We start from the raw sequence: 20202 nt of genomic DNA on the forward strand, positions 1-20202 counted from the left end.
ACTCGGGTGTGCGCGGCAGTGAGTCCGCGGGTTCGCGTTGGTTGTCTTCATGGCATGACGAATGCGATCGGGGTCCAGCGTGCCACGGCGGTGGAGCTTCGTGAGGTGACCCGGGAATACGGTGGCAAGCACGCGCGGGTGTGCGCACTCGACGGCGTGAGCCTGGCGTTCCCGCAAGGCACCTGGACGGCGGTGATGGGCCCATCGGGGTCGGGCAAGTCCACCCTGCTGCACTGCGCGGCGGGGCTGGAACACGTGAGCAGCGGCCAGGTGTTCCTCGCGGGCGAGGACATCACGGCGGCCTCGGACAGGGAGCTGACCGACCTGCGGCGCCGCGAGATCGGCTTCGTGTTCCAGAGCTTCAACCTCATCGGCTCCCTGACCGCCGAGCAGAACGTCGCACTGCCGCTCAAGCTGTCCGGGCACCGGGTGTCCAAAAAGGATGTGCGCGCGGTGCTGTCGGGCGTCGGCCTCGCCGACCGGATGCGGCACCGGCCGCGTGAGCTGTCCGGCGGCCAGCAGCAGCGCGTCGCGATCGCGCGAGCCATGGTGACGCGTCCCGCGGTGCTGTTCGCCGACGAGCCGACCGGCGCGCTCGACTCGACGTCCGCGCGCACGGTCCTCGGCCTGCTGCGGCAGATGGTGGACACGGCGGGGCAGACGATCGTGATGGTCACCCACGACCCGGCGGCCGCGGCTTGCGCGGACTCGGTGGTGTTCCTGTCCGACGGCCGGATCGTGGACCGGGCCGTCGCTCCCTCGGCGCGTGAAGTGGCCGACCGGCTCGCCGCGCTGGAGGCGTGATGTTCGCCCTGTCGCTGTCCACCTTCCGGGAGCGCTGGCAGTTGTTCCTCGGCGCGATCTTCACGGTGCTGCTGGGCGTGGCCCTGGTGCAGTCCTCGCTGTTGATCCTGATCTCGGCGACCTCCTACGTCGAGGCGATCGTCCTGGTCGCGATGACGCTCGGGATCGCCGCGTTCCTCGCGGTCTTCATCGTCAGCTCCACGTTCGCGTTCACCATCGCGCAGCGCCGTCGCGACCTGGCGCTGCTCCGGCTCGTCAGGGGCAGCCGCCGCCAGCTGCGCAGGCTGCTGCTGTCGGAGGCGTTCCTGCTGGGGCTGCTCGGCACCGCGCTCGGCGTCCCGCTGGGCCTGGTGACCATGCGTGTGCAGGCGTGGCTGCTGACCGACCTCGGGTTCGTGCCGAACGCGTTCACCGCGCAGTGGCACGACTGGATCCTCGGCGTGTCCGCGGGCATCGGTATCGGCGTCTCGCAGCTCGGGGTGCTGGCCGCTTCGCGGCGTGCCTCCCGGGTGCGGCCGCTGGATGCGTTGCGGGACAACGGCGACGCGGCCCGGGTGATGACGGGCGCGCGCTGGTTCTTCGGGCTGTTGTTCCTCGCCGGGGCGATCGCGCTGGTGACGGTGTCGCGGTTCGCCGGGCCCAGCGGGGCGATCCCGATTTCGATCAACGTGGCCATCACCGCGGCCGTCGCGCTCAGCGCCCTCAGCCCGCTCGTCGTGCCGCTGATCGGCCGGCTGTTGGGGCTGGTCCTGGGCCGCACGACACTCGGTGGCCTCGCGCAGGCGAACCTTCGCGACGGGGTCCGGCGCAGCGCGTCGACCGCGGCTCCGCTGCTCGTGCTGGTGGCGCTCGTGCTGGGTATGTCCGGCGCGCTGTCGACGCTTTCGGCGGCGGGACACCGCGAGCTGGTCGAGGACGTCCGGGCGGACTTCGTGGTGAACTCCGCCGACGTCGGGCAGCTGCCGGGGATCGCCGCGGCGTCGACCGAGTACACCGTGCCGGTCACGGTCACCACCGTGAAGCACGACGACGAGGACCACGACGACGAGGACCACGACGACGAGCAGGCCCTCGCCGTCGACGAGGCCGACTACCAGCAGGTGCACCGGCAGGCGCCGGTGCGCGGTTCGCTGGACGACCTGCACGGCCTGACCGTCGCGGCGACGGACTTCGACCTCGGCGAGACCGTTCGCCTGCGGATCGGCGACCGCGATGTCGAACCGCGTGTGGTGGCCGTGCTGCCCGAGAGCCTCAACGGCGGGCCCAGCCTGCTGTTGCCGCGTGACCTGGTGCCGGCGGCTGCCCTCGGCCCGGCGCGGACCCTCGTCGAGCTGCGGCCCGGCGCCGGCGCGGCGGCGGTTGCGGCCGCCCTGCCGCAACCGATGTCCACAGTGGACCAGTGGATCGCGGCGAGCGCGTCGAAACAGGACACCACGAACTCGGGCATCATGACCGTGCTGATGGGGCTCGCCGGGCTCTACTCGCTGGTGGCCGTGATCAACGCGGTGGTGATCGCGGCGGCCGAGCGCAAGGCCGAGTTCGCCGCCGCCCGCGTCACGGGTCTTCGCCGTGGCCAGGTCGTGCGGATGGCGCTGCTCGAGTCCTGGGCGGTCACGACCGTCGGCGTCCTGCTGGGCGCGCTCGCCGCGGCCGGGACGCTGACCGGCATCGCCTCGGTGGCCCGCATGGTCTCGGTGCCCTGGGCGGTGCTGGGCCTCGTGGTCGCGGGCGCCTTCCTCGTCGTCGGCGTGACCAGCGTGTGGACCGGCCTCTCGGCGACGCGGCAGGCTCCGGTGACCCTGGTCGGGGCCCGCGAGTAGACCTTCACGGCTCGACTTAGGGTAGCCTAAGGGCTTGGGATGAGTTGAGGAGCAGCGAATGGCGGACAAGCCCGCACGCAAGAGCCGGCCCGCGGTCAGGTTGCGTGTCCTGCGCACGCAGCGGCTGACGCCGCACATGATCCGGATCGTGGCCGGCGGCCAGGGCCTGGCGGCCTTCCAGCCGAACGAGTTCACCGACGCCTACGTCAAGGTGCTTTTCCCGGCGCCCGGCGTGCGGTACCCGGAGCCGTTCGACATGGGCCTGATCCGCGCCGAGTACTCGCGCGAGCAATGGCCGGTGATGCGCAGCTACACCGTGCGCCACTACGACGCGAACGCCGGTGAACTGGCCATCGACTTCGTCCACCACGGGGACCAGGGCGTCGCCGGGCCGTGGGCGCGCGAGGCGAAGCCCGGCGACGAGCTGCTGCTCAACGGGCCGGGCGGGGCGTACGCGCCGGGCGAGGAGGCGGACTGGCACCTGCTGGTCGGCGACGAGAGCGCGCTGCCCGCGATCGCGCTGACGCTGGAAGCGATGCCGGCCGGGGTGCCCGTGCGGGTGTTCGTCGAGGTCGAGGACGCGGACGAGGAGCAGCCGCTGGTCACCAAGGGCGACGCGCAGATCCGCTGGATCCACCGCGCGGCCGGCGAGGACCTGGTGGCGGCCGTGCGTGAGCTGGACTTCCCGGCGGGCACGGTGCAGGCGTTCGTCCACGGCGAGGCGGGCTTCGTGCGGGAGCTGCGCCGTCACCTGCTCGACGAGCGTGGTGTGCGCAAGGACCTGCTGTCGATCTCCGGCTACTGGCGCCGCGGTGCGACGGACGAGGAGTGGCGCGCGGAGAAGGCCGCGGAACGGGCGGCGGCGGAGCAGCGCGCGGGTTGACGCGGCGGTACTTTGGCACGAAAGTACCGAATATGATTCTAAAAGCGGACGCCGAGCCGGCCGAGGCCGGGTTCGACGCGGACCGGTTGACGCGCATCGACCGGCACTTCGCCCGTTATGTCGACGACGGCCTGTTGCCGGGCTGGCAGATCGTCGTCACCCGGCGCGGGAAGCTCGTGCACGTCTCGGAGTACGGGCGGCGCGACATCGAGGCCGACAAACCGGTCGAGCCCGACACGACGTGGCGGATCTTCTCGATGACCAAGCCGGTCACGTCCGTCGCCGCGATGATGCTGTTCGAAGAGGGCGCCTTCGACCTGACCGACCCGATCTCGCGCTGGCTGCCGGAGTTCGCCGCGCCGCGGGTGTACGTGAAGGGGTCGGCGCTCAACCCGCTCACCGAGGCGGCGACCGAGCCGATCCGGGTCTGGCACCTGCTCAGCCACACGTCGGGCCTGACCTACGGCTTCCACCACGCGCACCCGGTCGACGCGATGTACCGGCAGGCCGGCTTCGAGTGGGGTGCGCCGCCCGGGCTCGACCTGGCCGCGTGCAGCGAGCGGTGGGCGCAGCTGCCGCTGGTGTTCCAGCCCGGCAGCGAGTGGAACTACTCGATCTCGACGGACGTGCTCGGCCGGCTCGTCGAGGTGGTGTCCGGTCAGCCGCTCGACGAGTTCTTCGCGCAGCGGATCTTCGCGCCGCTGGGCATGGCGGACACGTCGTTCGGCACGGACGACACCGAGCGGCTGGCCGCGGTGTACGTGCCCGAGCCGGGTACCCGCAAGGCGATCCGCAACGAGGCCTTCGGTCGGACCGGCGTCGGGCGACCGGCGTACTTCTCCGGCGGCGGCGGGCTCGTCTCGACGGCGGCGGACTATCACCGGTTCACGCAGTTCCTGTTGCGGCGCGGCGAACTCGACGGCGTCCGGCTGCTGAGCCCGCGGACGGTGGCGTTGATGGCGAGCAACCACCTGCCGGGCGACGTCGACCTCGAGGCGTACGGCCGGCCGCTGTTCGCGGAGATGCCCTTCGACGGTTTCGGCTTCGGGCTGGGCTTCTCGGTGCTGAAGGACCCGGTGAAGGCGAAGACGCTGTCCAGCCCGGGCGAGTACGCCTGGGGCGGTGCGGCGAGCACCGCGTTCTGGGTCGACCCGGTGCAGGAGGTGACGGCGTTGTTCTTCACGCAACTGGTGCCGTCGAGCACCCACCCGATCCGCCAGCATCTGCGGCAGCTGGTGTATCAGGCGTTGGTGGAGTAGGGGTTTGCCCGACTCGACCGCCTGCATGAGGTGAGATGAGCGGGCTTTTACTGGCTCATCTTTGAGCCTGCCCGTCCGGCGAGGACTCTCTTGATCTTTTGTCCCGCGCTTCGCGCGGGGGTCGTCGGAGGAGCCGGCCCACCCCGGTTTTTTGATCGTTCAGCGGCCGGCACGCCGGCCGCTGAAGAGGCTGGGTATCGGGGTTGAGGGGACGGCTGGGCTCGGCTCCTCTCGGCTGCCGTCGCCGGGTTCGCCATCGCGGGGTGGCCGGGCGCTGTCGGGTTGCCGTTTGTGGGTGGCTGGGCGTTGTTGGGCTCGCCAGTGTGGCTGCCCGGTGATGGAATTCCGGCCGTCCTACGCCGCCAGCTTTCCGATGATGTCCTCGTACGCCGCGAGGGTGCGCTCCCGCTCATCGTGCATCAGGTACACCGCGAACTGGTCCACCCCCAGCTCCGCGAGCTCCTGCAACCGCTCGATGTGGGCGCTCGCGGGGCCCGTCAGGCAGAACCTGTCGACGATCTCGTCCGGGACGAAGTCCGTCGACGGGTTGCCCGCGCGGCCGTGGTGGGCGTAGTCGTACCCCTCCCGCTCACGAATGTAGTCCGTCAGCTCGTGCGGTACCGGGCCCGAATCACCATACCGCGCAACGAGATCCGCCACGTGGTTGCCGACCATGCCGCCGAACCACCGGAGCTGCTCCCGCTGGTGCGCGACATCCTCTCCGACATAGGCAGGCGCAGCCACGCAGATGGTGATGCCCGCCGGGTCACGGCCCGCCGCGCGGGCGGCTTCGCGGACCGAGCCGACCGTCCAGCGGGCGATCGCCGGGTCGGCACACTGCAGGATGAACCCGTCGGCGTGCTCGCCCACCATTTTGAGTGCCTTCGGACCGTACCCGGCCATCCACATCTCCAGCCGGCCGTTGCGCACCCACGGGATCTGCACGGGCGTCTCCCTCAACAGTACCGAACGCCCCTCCGCCAGCTCCTTGATCACGTGCATCGAGTCCCGCAGCGTGGCCAAAGTGGACGGTGGCTTGCCGATCACCCGGTGTGCCGAGTCGCCCCGGCCGATGCCGCAGACCGTCCGGTTGCCGAACATGTCGTTCAGTGTGGCGAACAACGACGCCATCACCGACCAGTCCCGGGTGCCGGGACTGGTGACCATCGGCCCCACGATCATCGACGACGTGGCGGCGAGGATCTGCGAATAGATGACGAACGGCTCCTGCCACAGGACGCACGAGTCGAACGTCCAACCGTAGCCGAACCCGCGGTCCTCGGCCTCCTTCATCAACCGCACGACGTCCCGCGCCGGCGGGTCGGTCTGCAGCACCACCCCGAAATCCATCCCGCCCCCTCAGTTCAGATATTGACACAGCTCGCGCGGCAGGAACTCCCCGTGCCCGGTCCCGGCGCTGAAGGTCCCGGACGACACGACCACCTTTCCGCGGGACAACACGGTCTCGACCTTGCCGGTGATCTCGAAGCCCTCGTACGCCGAGTAGTCCACGGCCATGTGGTGCGTTTCCGCCGACAGGGTCTGCCGCGCGGCCGGGTCGTAGATCACGATGTCCGCGTCCGAACCCGGCGCGATGACACCCTTGCGCGGGTACAGCCCGAACATCCGCGCCGGTGTCGTCGAGCAGGCCTCGACCCACCGGCCCAGCGAGATCTCACCGGCCACGACGCCCTGGTGCAGCAGGTCCATCCGGTGCTCCACGCCCGGCATCCCGTTGGGGATCTTGGAGAAGTCGCCGCGGCCGAGCTCCTTCTGGTCCTTGAAGCAGAACGGGCAGTGGTCGGTCGAGACCACGGACAGGTCGTTCGTGCGCAGTCCGCGCCACAGGTCCGCCTGGTGCTTCTTCTCCCGCAACGGGGGAGAAGCGACGTACTTCGCGCCCTCGAAGTCCGGCTTCGCCAGGTCCTCGATGGACAGGTACAGATACTGCGGGCACGTCTCGGCGAACACGTTCTGGCCCTCGTTGCGTGCCTCGGCCACCGCGGAAAGCGCTTCCGCGGCCGACAGGTGCACGATGTAGAGCGGCGAACCGGTCACCTTCGCCAGCGCGATGGCCCGCGAGGTCGCCTCACCCTCCAGAATGGACGGACGGGTCAGCCCGTGCTGCACCGGGTCGCCCTTGCCCGCGGCCAAGGACTGCGCCACCAGCTCGTCGATCGCGATGCCGTTCTCCGCGTGCATCATGATGGTCGAGCCGGTCTCGGTGGCCTTCTGCATCGCCCGCAGGATCTCGCCGTCGGTCGAGTAGAACACCCCGGGATAGGCCATGAACATCTTGAAGCTCGACACCCCGGCGTCGATGCACGTCCCCATCTCCTTGAGCGTGCTGTCGTTGACGTCGGAGACGATCATGTGGAAACCGTAGTCGATCGCGCAGTTGCCGTCGGCCTTCTCGTGCCACTTGTCCAGTGTGGACACCAGCGAGGTGCCCTTGGCCTGCACGGCGAAGTCGATGATCGTCGTGGTCCCGCCCCAGGCCGCGGCCGTGGTGCCGGTCTCGAACGTGTCGGCGGAGAACGTGCCGCCGAAGGGCATCTCCATGTGCGTGTGGGCGTCGATCCCGCCCGGCATGACGTACTTCCCGGTCGCGTCGAGCACGGTGTCCGCGTTGTCGAACACTCCCGGCGCGGTGACGGCCACCACGCGCTCGTCCTCGATCAGCACGTCCGCGGAAGTCCCGCCGGTGGGGGACAGCACCGTCCCGCCCTTGATGAGAGTGCGCATCACGGCGCCACGATCGAGTCGTAGGAGTCGGGACGGCGGTCCCGGTAGAACGCCCACAGGTCCCGGACCTCGGCGAGCCTGTCCATGTCGAGGTCACGCACGACGACCTCGTCCTTCTCGTCCGATGCCGCGTCCCCGACCAGCTCGCCGCGCGGGTCGACGAAGTACGTCTGACCGTAGAAGTCGTTTTCCCCCAACGGTTCTATGCCGACGCGGTTGATCGCGCCGACGTAGTACTCGTTCGCCACCGCCGCCGCGGGCTGCTCGAGCCGCCACAGGTACTGCGACAGGCCACGGCTCGTCGCGGACGGGTTGAACACGATCTTCGCTCCGGCCAGGCCCAGCGCCCGCCAGCCCTCGGGGAAGTGCCGGTCGTAGCAGATGTAGACGCCGATCCGGCCGACCGCGGTGTCGAAGATCGGATAGCCGGTGTTGCCGGGCCGGAAGTAGAACTTCTCCCAGAAGCCCTTCACCTGCGGGATGTGGTTCTTCCGGTACTTGCCGAGGTACTTCCCGTCGGCGTCGATCACCGCCGCGGTGTTGTAGTAGACCCCCGGCTGCTCCTGCTCGTACATCGGCGCGACGATCACGATCCCGTGCCGCTCGGCCACCTCCTGCATGAGCTTGGTGGTCGGCCCGTCCGGGATGCCCTCGGTGTAGGAGTAGTAGTCGGCGTCCTGCACCTGGCAGAAGTACGGGCCGTAGAACAGTTCCTGCAGGCACACCACCTGCGCGCCCTGCGAGGCGGCGGCACCGATCGCCTCGACGGCGCCGGCGATCATCGAGTCCTTGTCACCCGTCCACCGCTGCTGCACCAAGGCGGCCCTGACCAGGTTGCTCACTGACTTCCTCCTTCTCTTCGGACGCGCGACCCGGCAGGGTCAGCGCGAGGTAGACCACGAAGCCGCCGACCAGTCCGGCGATCCAGCTGTAGTCGTAGAGGGGCTTGAGGAACGGGATGAGCCCGTCCGCGGGGAACGGCCCGCCCGACCCGGGTGCGGTGTAGGCGCCGCCGACCGCGAGCACCCCGCCGACGACGGTCGCGACCACCGCCTGCCAGCTCCAGCCCGCGCGGAACCAGTACCGGCCGCCTTGCGTGTACAGCCCGGCCAGGTCCAGCCTGCGGCGCCGCTGCACCCAGTACCCGGCGACGAGCACACCGGCGACCGCGCCCAGGACCCCGCCGTAGAAGCCGAGCCAGGCGAAGATGTAGATGCTCGGGTCGGAGTAGAGCTTCCACGGCTGGATGAGCACGCCGATCACGCCGGTGATCAGCCCGCCGACCGCGAAGGTGATGCGCTTGGGGAAGGCGTTGGAGAAGTCGTAGGACGGGCTCACCACGTTCGCCGCGAGGTTCGCCGAGATCGTCGCGAGCACCAGGGCGATCAGCGCGACGACCACCAGCACGGGGCTGGAGAACCGGTCGGCCAGCTGCGCCGGGTCCCAGATCGTCTCGCCGTAGAGCAGGCTGCCGCCCGAGGTGGTCAGGATCGCGACCACGGAGATGAACGTCATCGTCGTGGGCAGCCCGAGCAGCTGCCCGCGCACCTGCTTGGCCTGGCTGCCGCCGAAGCGGGTGAAGTCCGGCATGTTGAGCGACAGCGTCGACCAGAACGCGATCATCGCCATCAGCGACGGCGCGAACACCTTCCAGAACCCGCCGCCCCAGCCCAGCTTCGCGGGCTCGGCCAGGATCGGGCCCAGCCCGCCCGCCTTCACCAGCACGTAGCCCAGCAGGATCAGGAAGCCGACCGACACCAGCGGGGCGGTCCAGTTCTCGAACCGGCGGACCGCATCCATCCCGCGCCAGATGATCAGCATCTGCACGATCCAGAACACCGCGAACGACACCCACAGCGTCCAGTGCTGCCCGCCGATCTCGGCCGCGTTCCGCCAGCCGTCGCCTGCCAGCTTGCCGACCAGGATGTAGATCGCCTCGCCGCCGACCCAGGTCTGGATGCCGAACCAGCCGCACGCGATGAACGCACGCAGCAGCGCGGCGAAATTCGCCCCGCGAATTCCGTAGAAGGCACGCGCGAACACCGGGAACGGGATGCCGTACTTGGTGCCGGCGTGGCTGTTGGCGAGCATCGGGATCAGCACGATCAGATTGCCGAAGGTGATCGTGATGAGCGCCTGCAGCCAGTTCATGCCGAGCGCGATCAGGGAGGAGGCCAGCGCGTAGGACGGGATGTTGTGCGCCATCCCCATCCACAGCGCGAAATAGTTGTAGGTGGTCCAGGTTCGCTTTCCCACCGGGACGGGAGCCAGCTCGTCGTTGTAGAACCGGCTGCCCCGGATCGGCGCGGTGTCGCTGAGATCCACCCGGCCGTCGGGGTGGGTGATCTGCGCGGGTGCCATTGCGGAATATTGCGCGCCCGGCACTGGCGGAGGGCACTTACAGAGTGTTCACCGTTGCCCGCGCCCGCGCGCATTCTGTCGATTGCGCCCGGCGCGGGCCGGTGCTGTGCGCTGTCCCGTAGCACTCAGTTCATGAATCCGAAACACCTAGGAGAAATCGAAAACGCTCGCGGTCCCGGCGTTCGCCGAGCACTGGTTCGGGTAGCTGCGGGAGAAGCCGACCGGGCGCGCGTGCCAGTGCCCGGTGGCGGTCGCCGTGACCGGGGCGTAGATCATCGGACAGAGCAGCTGCTCCTGCGGCAGCCGGTCGAAGTCCCCGTCGACCGAGTCGAGGGTTTGGCACGCGCGGTCGTGCTGCGGGTGGCTCCCGCCCGCCGGCCCGCAGTCGAGGGTGACCGAGGCGATCCGGCCGGCGTCGTCGCGCAGCGTCAGGGTCAGCGAGGAGTCGTGGTGGGCGGGCGCGGCGACGGCGAGCAGGGTGGCGACGGCCGCGAAAGTGGAAAGAGGCATATCGGGGGTATCGGCGGTTTCTCCTTGACCCACGCCTACACGACCGAGTGAACTATTCGCCGAGATCGTGGGCGAGCAGTGCGACATAGAGGGACAGCATCGACTCCGGGTCCTCCAGCGGGACGCCCAGCACCTGCTCGATCCGGGCGAGCTGCTGGTAGTACGCGGTACGCGAGGTGTGCGCGGCGGCCGCGGCGGCGGACTTGTTGCCGCCCTGCTCGCAGTAGTGCCGCAGCGCCTGCAGCAGCCGGGTGCCCGACGCGGCGTCTCGCGACAGCAGCGGCCCCAGCTCCCGCGCGGCGAACGCACGCACCCGCTCGTCGTCCGCGAGCAGGTGTAGCAGACCGCGTAGTCGCACGTCCTCCAGCCGGTGCACCGCGCGGCCGGAACCGGCGTGCAGCGCGGCCGCCGCGACCTGTGCGGCCTCGATCAGGCTGCGCTGCGCGTGTGCCGGGCTGCTGACCGTCGTGCCCGCCGCGACCACCCGCGGCTGCCGGATCTCGCCCGCCAGCCGCTCCAGCACGGCGTCCACGTTCGCCTGGGGCGACAGGGAGAGCAGCGCCCGCACGCTCAGCTCGTCGACCACCGCGACGAGTGCGGACACCTTCGCCCGCCGGGCCGCCAGCGACACCGTCTCGGCCAGCTCGCGCAGCACCGCGGACGCGGACACACTCGGCTGCTTCGCCGCGGTCAGCAGCGGCCGGATCGCGACGCCGACCAGTTGCCGCCCTGGCAGCGGCACGCCGAGCGCGGACGCGCGGGCCAGCAGTTCGGCCGACGGCAGCGGCGAGGCCAGCAGCTCGCCGAGGACCGCCCGGTGCGCCTGCCGTTCGAGGCTGTCGCTGTCGCGGGCGACGAGCCGGTGCACGGCCAGCGCCGACGCGGCCCGTTCGACGACCACGACGTGCCGGTGCGGCGGCTGCTCGTCCGACACGACGATCAGCCGCCCCCAGTCGTGCCCGCGTGCGCCGACGATCGTGATCAGCCAGCCGGCCTCCGCCGCGTACGCCGTGCGCTCGCCGACGTGCACCGATCGCGAGCGCGAGAGCCATCCCCCCAGCAGCTCACCGGGGTCGGCGCCGGCGGCGTCGTAGGCGAGGACCTCGTGCGACAGGGTCTCCAGCACCGCCGGCCGCTCGGTCATCCGGACCACCTCGCGCAGCACGTCGGCCGGGTCCGCGCCGGACACCGTCAGCTCGGTGAACACCTGGTGCACCTGCTCGGCCGCGCGCAGCTCCGCCACCTGGGCGTCCACGATGAGCCCGTTCACCGTCTCCGTCACCGTGACGTACCGCGTCTCGCGCGACAGCGTGATCAGCGGGAGGCCGTCGCGGTCGGCGGCGGCGACCAGGGCCGGGGGCAGCGCGTCGCTCCAGTGCCGCACCAGCTCCACGACCAGCCCCGCGACTCCGGCCTCGGCGAGGCCGTCGACGTACTTGGCCAGCGCGGCCGGGTCGTCCGGCAGCGCGATGCCCGTGGTGAGGACCAGTTCGCCGCCCTTGAGCAGGTGCCCGATGTCGGCGACCTCGGCGACGTGCACCCAGCGCACCCGGGTGTCCAGGCCGTCGGCGCCCGCCACGACCCGGGGGCGGCCGTGGCGCACCACCGGCAGCGCGAGCACGTCGGCGACGGTCGGGTACATAGGACACAGACTGTACGGGCGGATTGCGTTCTCCGTACACATTGCTCGTGTCCGCCGCCGCCTGGGCTCATGGAGACTCGGTGACATGAGCGAATCGGAGTTGGCGGCCCGGCACCGCGCTGTCCTGCCGAACTGGCTGGCGCTGTACTACCAGGAGCCCATCGAGATCGTCCGCGCACAGGGCAGGCGGGTCACCGACGCCGAAGGCCGGACCTACCTCGACTTCTTCGCCGGCATCCTGACCAACGCCATCGGCTACGACGTCGCCGAGATCTCCGACGCGATCCGCGCGCAGCTGGACACCGGCGTGCTGCACACCTCGACGCTGTACCTGATCCGCAAACAGGTCGAGCTCGCCGAGCAGATCGCCGAGCTGTCCGGGATCCCGGACGCGAAGGTGTTCTTCACCAACTCCGGCACCGAGGCCAACGAGACCGCGCTGATGCTCGCGACCCAGTACCGGCGCAGCAACCAGGTACTGGCGATGCGCAACTCCTACCACGGCCGCGCGTTCGCGACGATCGGCATCACCGGCAACCGCGGCTGGTCGGCCAGCTCGCTCTCGCCGGTGAAGGTCAGCTACGTGCACGGCGGCTACCGCTATCGCGACGCGTTCGGGAGCCTGTCCGACGCCGACTACATCAAGGCCTGCACCGAAGACCTGCGTGACGTGCTGCAGACGACGACGTCCGGCGACGTGGCCGCGCTGATCGCCGAGCCGATCCAGGGTGTCGGCGGGTTCAACGTGCCGCCGGACGGGTTGTTCGCCGCGTTCAAGGAAGTCCTCGACGAGTACGGGATCCTGCTGATCTCCGACGAGGTCCAGACCGGCTGGGGCCGCACGGGCGAGCACTTCTGGGGCATCCAGGCGCACGGGGTGACCCCGGACGCGATGACCTTCGCCAAGGGGCTCGGCAACGGGCTGGCGATCGGCGGCGTCGTCGCGCGGGGCGACGTGATGGACTCGATCACCGCGAACTCGATCTCCACCTTCGGCGGCAACCCGGTCTCGACGGCGGGTGCCAAGGCGACTTTGGACTACCTGCTCGACAACGACCTGCAGGGCAACGCGGCGAAGCTCGGCAACCACCTGATCGCCGGGCTGCGCGACCTCGGCGAGCGCTACGACATCGTCGGCGACGTGCGCGGCAAGGGGCTGATGATCGGGGTGGAGCTCGTCGAGTCCGGTGGCAAGGACCCGAGCCCCCCGAACGCCGCCGCGGTGCTGGAGGAGACGCGCGAGCGCGGTCTGCTCGTCGGCAAGGGCGGGCTGCACAACAATGTCATCAGGCTCGCGCCACCGATGACGCTCACCGGCGAAGAAGCGGACGAGGCGCTGGAAATTCTGGGCGCGTCCATCGCCGCCGCGCAGGAGGGGACGAAGTGAGGATCTCGCACTGGATCGACGGCAAGCACTGGGCCGGGGTCGCGGACCGGACCGGGGAGGTGTTCGACCCCGCCACCGGCGAAGTCCGCGCCCACGTGGACTTCGCCGGTGCCGGGCAGGTCGAGGAAGCCGTCGCGGCGGCCGCCCGGGCGTTCCCCGGCTGGCGGGACACGTCGCTCGCCGCGCGCAGCCGCGTGCTGTTCGCCTTCCGCGAGCTGCTGACCGCGCGCAAGGACGAGCTGGCGAAGATCATCACGTCCGAGCACGGCAAGGTCGAGTCGGACGCGGCGGGCGAGATCGCGCGCGCGATCGAGAACGTCGAGTACGCGTGCGGCGCGCCGCAGCTGCTCAAGGGCGGGTTCAGTGAGAACGCCTCCCGCGGGGTCGACGTGTACTCGATCGCCCAGCCGCTGGGCGTGGTCGGGGTGATCTCGCCGTTCAACTTCCCGGTCATGGTGCCGCTGTGGTTCGTGCCGAACGCGATCGCCTGCGGCAACACCGTCGTGCTCAAGCCGAGCGAGAAGGACCCGTCGGCGTCCGTGTTCATCGCGGAGCTGTTCGCGGAGGCGGGCCTGCCCGACGGCGTGCTGAACGTGGTGCACGGGGACAAGGTCGCGGTCGACGGCCTGCTGGCCCATCCGGCCGTGCAGGCGGTCTCGTTCGTCGGCTCCACGCCGATCGCGCGGTACGTCTACGAGACCGGGACCTCGCACGGCAAGCGCGTGCAGGCGCTGGGCGGCGCGAAGAACCACATGGTCGTGCTGCCCGACGCCGACCTCGACCTGGCCGCCGACGCGGCGGTGTCCGCGGGCTTCGGCTCGGCGGGGGAGCGGTGCATGGCGGTGTCGGTCGTGGTCGCGGTCGAGCCGGTGGCCGACGAGCTGGTGGCGAAGATCACCGAGCGGATGGCGGGTCTGAAGGTCGGCGACGGGCGCGACCCGTCGTCGGAGATGGGGCCGCTGGTCACCGCCGCCCACCGCGCGAAGGTGCAGTCCTATGTGGACGCCGGGGTCGCCGAAGGCGCGGAGCTGGTGGTGGACGGCCGCGACATCGCCGTCGAGGGCGGCGGCTTCTGGCTGGGCCCGACGCTGTTCGACCGCGTGCAGCCGGAGATGTCGGTGTACCGCGAGGAGATCTTCGGGCCGGTGCTGTCGGTGGTGCGCGCCGGGACCTACGACGGCGCGCTGGAGCTGGTGAACGCCAACGCGTACGGCAACGGCACGGCGATCTTCACCAACGACGGCCGGGCGGCGCGGCGGTTCCAGAACGAGGTCGAGGTCGGCATGGTCGGGCTCAACGTGCCCATCCCGGTGCCCGTCGGCTACTACTCCTTCGGCGGCTGGAAGGACTCCCTGTTCGGCGACAGCCACGCGTACGGGCCGGAGGGGTTCCACTTCTTCACCCGCACGAAGGTGGTCACGAGCCGCTGGCCGGACCCGAGCCAGGGTGGGGTGAACCTCGGCTTCCCCCGGAACACGTGAGCTGGTCCGCCGGTTCTACGCCCAGGCGTGGAACCGGTGGGACGACTCCGTGCTGCCTCAGCTGCTGGACCCGGGCTTCACCTTCCGCGGCTCCCTCGGTGACGAGGTTCGCGGCCACGACGGCTGGCGCGCCTACCGCGACCGGATCCGCGCGGCGGTGCCGGACTTCCTGAACGAGATCACCGACCTGGTCGTCGAGGGCGACAGGGCCGCCGCGCGGCTGCGCTACTCCGGCCACCACCACGGCGAGCTGCTCGGCGTCCGCGGCGACGGGCGCCGCGTCGAGTACGCCGGGGCCGCGTTCTTCACCGCGCGCGCCGGATTGCTGACCGCCGCGTGGGTTCTCGGCGACCTCGACGCGCTCCGGCGGCAGCTTCCGTAAACTCGGTGTCAGGTGCACCGCGAGATGCGGAGGTGAAGGGTGGCCAGCTCGGACGAGCGACGCTTCGAAGTGCTACGCGCCATCGTCGCCGACTACGTCTCCAACCAGGAGCCGGTCGGGTCCAAGGCGATAGTCGACCGGCACAACCTCGGGGTGTCGAGCGCGACGGTCCGCAACGACATGGCAGCCCTCGAGGAGGAGGGCTACATCACACAGCCGCACACCAGCGCGGGCCGGATCCCGACCGACAAGGGCTACCGGCTCTTCGTCGACCGGCTCTCCGACATCAAGCCGCTGAGCAGCGCGGAACGCCGGGCGATCATCAGCTTCCTCGACGGCGCCCTCGACCTCGACGACGTGCTGCGCCGCTCGGTCCGGCTGCTCGCGCAGCTGACCCGGCAGGTCGCGGTGGTGCAGTACCCGATGATGTCGAACGCGACCCTGCGGCACCTCGAGGTGGTGCCGCTCACCCCGGCCCGGCTGATGCTCGTGGTGATCACCGACTCCGGTCGCGTCGACCAGCGCACCATCGACCTCGGCGACGTGCTGACCGACGAGCACGTCGGCCGCATCCGCGACGTGCTGAACACGAAGCTGTCCGGCCGCCGGCTCACCGACGCGGCCGCCCGCGTCGCCGAGCTGCCCGACCAGGCGCCGGGTGACCTGCGGGACGCGCTCGTGCGGGTCTGTACCGTGCTGGTCGAACATCTCGTCGAGCACCCGGAGGAGCGGCTCGTCCTCGGCGGTACCGCGAACCTGACCCGCAACGTCGCGGACTTCCCGGGTTCGCTGCGCCAGGTGCTGGAGGCGCTCGAGGAGCAGGTCGTGGTGCTGAAGCTGCTGGCCGCGGCCCGCAACCCCGGTGCCATCACCGTCCGGATCGGCGAGGAAAATGAGGACGCGCAGATGCGCAGCACCTCCGTGGTGTCCATCGGCTACGGGAAGGACGACATGCTCCTGGGCGGCATGGGCATCGTCGGGCCGACCCGGATGGACTACCCGGGCACGATCGCCGCGGTGCGCGCGGTCGCCAACTACGTGGGGCAGATCCTGGCCGGCAGCTAGCCGGCGAGCAGGGCTTTCCAGGAGGACTTGAGAGCGGTGGCGAGGGACTACTACGGCATTCTCGGCGTGGCCAAGAACGCGAGCGATCAGGAGATCAAGCGCGCGTATCGGAAGCTGGCACGGGAGCTGCACCCGGACGTGAACCCGTCCGAGGACGCGCAGCACAAGTTCGGCGAGGTCACCACCGCCTACGAGGTCCTCTCCGACCCGCAGAAGCGCAAGATCGTCGACCTCGGCGGCGACCCGCTGGACAACGGGGCGGGCGCGCGTGGCGGCGGAGGGGACCCGTTCGGCGGGTTCGGTGGCCTCGGCGACATCATGGACGCGTTCTTCGGCGCCGCCACCGGTGGCGGCGGCCGGGGCCGCGGCCCGCGCAGCCGGGTGCAGCCCGGCTCGGACGCGCTCATCCGGATCAGCCTGACGCTGGAGGAGTGCGCGACCGGCGTCAACAAGGAGATCACGGTCGACACCGCGATCCTGTGCGACCAGTGCCGCGGCAACGGCACCGCCCCCGGCGGCACCGTCAAGACCTGCGACACCTGCAACGGCCAGGGCGAGATCCAGTCGGTGCAGCGCTCGTTCCTCGGCCAGGTGGTCACGGCCCGGCCGTGCCCGGTGTGCCGCGGCTACGGCGAGGTCATCACCGACCCGTGCCGCCAGTGCGGCGGCGACGGCCGGGTGCGTGCCCGCCGCAACGTGACCGCGAAGGTGCCGGCGGGCGTCGGCGACGGGATGCGGATCCGGCTGTCCGGTCAGGGCGAGGTCGGCCCCGGCGGCGGCCCGGCCGGCGACCTGTACGTCGAGGTCGACGAGGAGCCGCACGACGTGTTCCTGCGTGAGGGCCACGACCTGCACTGCAACCTGCGCATCCCGATGACCACGGCGGCACTGGGCGCGAGCGTGCAGCTCGAAACGCTCGTCGACGGCGAGTACGAGCTGGACCTCGAGCCCGGCACGCAGCCGGGCGCCGAGCTGCTGCTGACGGGCAAGGGCATGCCGCGGCTGCGCTCGTCCGGACGCGTGGACGGCCGTGGTGATCTGCACGTGCACATCGACGTCACGGTGCCGACGCGGCTCGACGAAGCACAGCGTGAGCTGCTGCGGGAGCTGGCGCAGCAGCGCGGCGAAGAGGTGCCGACGCTGGCGAGCAACGGCCGGTCCGGCGGGCTGTTCTCGAAGCTGCGCGGCACCAAGAGCCACCGGTAATGCCCGGCACGACCTCGCCGGTGTTCCTCGTCGAGGCGCTGCCGGCGGGTTCGCACGCCGTGCTCGACGGCGAGGAGGCGCGGCATGCGGTGACCGCGCGCCGGATGCGGGCGGGCGAGCGGCTCACCCTGTCCGACGGCGCCGGCGCGGCGGCGGACTGCGTGGTGGAGGCCGTGCGCCCCGGCCGTGAGCCCGCGCTGGACGTGGTGATCGAGCAGCGCCGGCACGACCCCGCCCCGCGGTTGCGGGTGACGGTCGCGCAGGCGCTGGCCAAGGGCGATCGCGGTGAGCTGGCGGTGGAGCTCGCGACGGAGGCGGGCGCCGACGCCGTGCTGCCGTGGCGGGCGGAACGCAGCGTGGCCCGGTGGGAGGAGGGCCCCCGCGGCGCGAAGGCGCTCGCGCGCTGGCAGGCCACCGCCCGCGCGGCGGCCAAGCAGGCCCGGCGCACGTGGGTGCCGCCGGTCGAGGACCCGGTTGACACGCCCGGCCTCGCGGCGGCGGTGCGGGATTCGGCGCTGGCGCTGGTCCTCGAAGGCGCGGCGGAGCAGCAGCTCACCCGCGTCGACCTGCCGGCCGAGGGTGAGCTGCTGCTCGTCGTCGGCCCCGAGGGCGGCATCACCGACGCCGAGCTCGCAGCCCTGCAGGCGGCGGGCGCCGTCCCGGTGCGGCTCGGTCCGACGGTGCTGCGCACGTCGACGGCCGCGGCGGTGGCGCTGGGCGCGCTCGGCGCGCGGACCGACCGCTGGGACTAGGTCGCGGCTGACACTCTCCGGAAAAATCAAGACGCAATATGGCGTTGAGACCGGCCCAGCCATTACGCTGACCACCAGCACCTGGGGCCCGCGGTTCCCGGGTTTGCGGACCCCGCCGGACACCTCCCCCCTCGGTCCGGCGGAGCCGGGACGGCGGTGGGACGACCCCCAGGTTTCACCGCCGTCGCCGGCGTCTCCTGCTCACTCGCCCGCGGCCCGTTTCGCTCGAGGCTCCGGCGGTCCTCGCCTTGGGGGTCGAACCCCCAAACCCCCGCCAGGAGGCTCCGCTCCTGGACCCCGCTGGGGCTTCGCCCCTAGACCCCCGGTGCGGTGCCGGTTCGATGCGGAGGTGTCCTGTGGTGGCGCGATAGGGTGCGGGGCATGAGTGACGCCGAGACGTTGTTCGAGCGGATCATCGCGGGGGAGATTCCCGCCGACGTGGTGTACCAGGACGACACCACGTTCGCCTTCCGCGACATCCGGCCGCAGGCGCGGACGCACGTGCTCGTGGTGCCGAAGAAGCGCTACCGCAACGTCGCCGAGCTGGCGGCGGCCGACCCGCAACTGCTCGCGGACGTGATCGCGACCGCCGCCAAGGTGGCCGAGATCGAGGGAATTACCGGGTCCGGCTACCGCGTTGTGTTCAATACGGACAGTGATGCCGGGCAGACCGTCTTCCACGTGCACGCGCACGTGCTGGGCGGAGAACAGCTCGGTCTGTTCGGGCGGCACGAGTAACCACCTGCGACGCGCGGGGCAGTGCCGCTAGCATCATGGATGAGTACACCGTCGACTAGCGAACGCGCAGAAAGCAGGCCCGAGGGCACGTGGCCGGTACCGCACAGGGTGGAGCCGCCCGATCCGACGTCCCAGGGGACGTCCCACAGACCAATACGGAGACCGCCAACCCGATGTCGCGGAGTGCGCAGTCCCGGTTCCCGATCCCCGACACGGCCACGCTGACGCTGCTCGGCTCCCGGGACGAGAACCTGCGCGTCGCCGAGGAGCTCCTCGAGGCCGACGTGCACGTGCGCGGCAACGAGGTCACCCTCACGGGTGCCCCGGCCGACGTCGCCTTCGGCGAGCGGGTCTTCGCCGAGCTGGTCACCCTCGCCGAACGGGGGCAGCAGGTCGGCCCGGACACCGTGCGCCGCACCGTAGGCATGCTCTCCGCGGGCGGCAAGGAGTCCCCGGCCGAAGTGCTGAGCATGGACATCCTGTCCCGGCGCGGGCGCACCATCCGCCCCAAGACGCTCAACCAGAAGCGCTACGTCGACGCCATCGACAAGCACACCGTCGTCTTCGGCATCGGCCCCGCCGGCACCGGCAAGACGTACCTGGCCATGGCCAAGGCCGTGCAGGCGCTGCAGGCCAAGCAGGTCACCCGCATCATCCTGACCCGCCCGGCGGTCGAGGCGGGGGAGCGGCTGGGCTTCCTGCCCGGCACGCTGTCGGAGAAGATCGACCCGTACCTGCGCCCGCTGTACGACGCGCTGCACGACATGGTCGACCCGGACTCGATCCCGCGCCTCATCCAGGCCGGCACCATCGAGATCGCGCCGCTGGCGTACATGCGCGGCCGCACCCTCAACGACGCGTTCATCATCCTCGACGAGGCGCAGAACACCACGCCCGAGCAGATGAAGATGTTCCTGACCCGGCTCGGTTTCAACTCCAAGATCGTGGTCACCGGCGACGTCACCCAGGTCGACCTGCCCACCGGGCAGCGCAGCGGTCTGCGAGTCGTGCGGGAGATCCTCGAAGGCGTCGACGACCTGCACTTCGCCACCCTGACCAGCCAAGATGTCGTCCGGCACCGGCTGGTCGGCGACATCGTGGACGCCTACGAGAAGTGGCAGGCCGTCCAGGACACCGCGAACAACGGCTGGAAAGGCCGTCACTGAC

At 70.8% G+C, this 20202-nt stretch carries 18 protein-coding genes; 12 read left to right on the forward strand and 6 right to left on the reverse strand.

The window, feature by feature from the left end; genetic code table 11:
• Positions 1 to 54: 54 nt before the first annotated feature.
• The 4 genes from LWP59_RS09445 to LWP59_RS09460 are packed head-to-tail and all read left to right on the forward strand — an operon-like array spanning position 55 to position 4766.
• Positions 55 to 804 (forward strand): ABC transporter ATP-binding protein, encoded by a 750-nt coding sequence (locus LWP59_RS09445; RefSeq protein WP_144642031.1) that lies wholly within the window; start codon positions 55 to 57, stop codon positions 802 to 804.
• Positions 804 to 2624, forward strand: coding sequence for an FtsX-like permease family protein (locus tag LWP59_RS09450; RefSeq protein WP_144642030.1), 1821 nt, complete (start codon positions 804 to 806; stop codon positions 2622 to 2624). The genes LWP59_RS09445 and LWP59_RS09450 overlap by 1 nt, the downstream gene beginning before the upstream one ends.
• A 58-nt stretch (positions 2625 to 2682) precedes the next feature.
• Positions 2683 to 3507: a siderophore-interacting protein gene (locus tag LWP59_RS09455; protein WP_144642029.1), complete on the forward strand. Its 825-nt coding sequence runs from the start codon at positions 2683 to 2685 to the stop codon at positions 3505 to 3507.
• A gap of 32 nt (positions 3508 to 3539) precedes the next feature.
• A complete protein-coding gene (locus LWP59_RS09460) occupies positions 3540 to 4766 on the forward strand; it encodes a serine hydrolase domain-containing protein (RefSeq protein ID WP_144642028.1) in 1227 nt (408 codons plus the stop codon).
• Positions 4767 to 5120: 354 nt separating this feature from the next.
• On the opposite strand, the gene LWP59_RS09465 is transcribed toward LWP59_RS09460, so the two are convergent.
• The 6 genes from LWP59_RS09465 to LWP59_RS09490 form a co-directional block, all read right to left on the reverse strand.
• Positions 5121 to 6116, reverse strand: coding sequence for a TIGR03842 family LLM class F420-dependent oxidoreductase (locus tag LWP59_RS09465; protein ID WP_144642027.1), 996 nt, complete (start codon positions 6114 to 6116; stop codon positions 5121 to 5123).
• A gap of 9 nt (positions 6117 to 6125) precedes the next feature.
• Complete coding sequence (gene hydA / locus LWP59_RS09470; RefSeq protein ID WP_144642065.1) at positions 6126 to 7511, reverse strand: dihydropyrimidinase; 1386 nt, start codon at positions 7509 to 7511, stop codon at positions 6126 to 6128.
• Positions 7511 to 8353: a nitrilase-related carbon-nitrogen hydrolase gene (locus LWP59_RS09475; protein ID WP_144642026.1), complete on the reverse strand. Its 843-nt coding sequence runs from the start codon at positions 8351 to 8353 to the stop codon at positions 7511 to 7513. Before LWP59_RS09475 ends, hydA begins: the two co-directional genes overlap by 1 nt.
• Positions 8304 to 9872: an NCS1 family nucleobase:cation symporter-1 gene (locus LWP59_RS09480; protein ID WP_144642025.1), complete on the reverse strand. Its 1569-nt coding sequence runs from the start codon at positions 9870 to 9872 to the stop codon at positions 8304 to 8306. Before LWP59_RS09480 ends, LWP59_RS09475 begins: the two co-directional genes overlap by 50 nt.
• Before the next feature lie 147 nt (positions 9873 to 10019).
• Complete coding sequence (locus LWP59_RS09485) at positions 10020 to 10382, reverse strand: SSI family serine proteinase inhibitor (protein WP_144642024.1); 363 nt, start codon at positions 10380 to 10382, stop codon at positions 10020 to 10022.
• Positions 10383 to 10434: 52 nt separating this feature from the next.
• Positions 10435 to 12024 (reverse strand): PucR family transcriptional regulator, encoded by a 1590-nt coding sequence (locus LWP59_RS09490; RefSeq protein ID WP_144642023.1) that lies wholly within the window; start codon positions 12022 to 12024, stop codon positions 10435 to 10437.
• A gap of 85 nt (positions 12025 to 12109) precedes the next feature.
• Here LWP59_RS09490 and LWP59_RS09495 point away from each other — a divergent pair, with 85 nt between their 5' ends.
• The 8 genes from LWP59_RS09495 (at position 12110) to LWP59_RS09530 (ending at position 20201) form a co-directional block, all read left to right on the forward strand.
• Positions 12110 to 13411: an aspartate aminotransferase family protein gene (locus tag LWP59_RS09495; RefSeq protein ID WP_144642022.1), complete on the forward strand. Its 1302-nt coding sequence runs from the start codon at positions 12110 to 12112 to the stop codon at positions 13409 to 13411.
• Positions 13408 to 14892 (forward strand): CoA-acylating methylmalonate-semialdehyde dehydrogenase, encoded by a 1485-nt coding sequence (locus tag LWP59_RS09500; protein WP_144642021.1) that lies wholly within the window; start codon positions 13408 to 13410, stop codon positions 14890 to 14892. The genes LWP59_RS09495 and LWP59_RS09500 overlap by 4 nt, the downstream gene beginning before the upstream one ends.
• 1 nt (position 14893) lies before the next feature.
• Positions 14894 to 15274 (forward strand): ester cyclase, encoded by a 381-nt coding sequence (locus tag LWP59_RS09505; RefSeq protein ID WP_144642020.1) that lies wholly within the window; start codon positions 14894 to 14896, stop codon positions 15272 to 15274.
• 39 nt (positions 15275 to 15313) lie between these two features.
• Positions 15314 to 16339, forward strand: coding sequence for a heat-inducible transcriptional repressor HrcA (gene hrcA, locus LWP59_RS09510; RefSeq protein ID WP_144642019.1), 1026 nt, complete (start codon positions 15314 to 15316; stop codon positions 16337 to 16339).
• Positions 16340 to 16375: 36 nt separating this feature from the next.
• The gene (dnaJ, locus tag LWP59_RS09515) at positions 16376 to 17545 is read left to right on the forward strand and encodes a molecular chaperone DnaJ (protein WP_144642018.1); all 1170 of its coding nucleotides are present in this window, start codon (positions 16376 to 16378) and stop codon (positions 17543 to 17545) included.
• A complete protein-coding gene (locus LWP59_RS09520) occupies positions 17545 to 18297 on the forward strand; it encodes a 16S rRNA (uracil(1498)-N(3))-methyltransferase (RefSeq protein WP_144642017.1) in 753 nt (250 codons plus the stop codon). The genes dnaJ and LWP59_RS09520 overlap by 1 nt, the downstream gene beginning before the upstream one ends.
• 381 nt (positions 18298 to 18678) lie before the next feature.
• Positions 18679 to 19035, forward strand: coding sequence for a histidine triad nucleotide-binding protein (locus tag LWP59_RS09525; protein WP_144642016.1), 357 nt, complete (start codon positions 18679 to 18681; stop codon positions 19033 to 19035).
• A gap of 89 nt (positions 19036 to 19124) precedes the next feature.
• A complete protein-coding gene (locus LWP59_RS09530) occupies positions 19125 to 20201 on the forward strand; it encodes a PhoH family protein (RefSeq protein WP_144642015.1) in 1077 nt (358 codons plus the stop codon).
• Position 20202: the final 1 nt, after the last annotated feature.

The organism is Amycolatopsis acidiphila (assembly GCF_021391495.1).
Classification (GTDB): Bacteria; Actinomycetota; Actinomycetes; order Mycobacteriales; family Pseudonocardiaceae; genus Amycolatopsis_E; species Amycolatopsis_E acidiphila.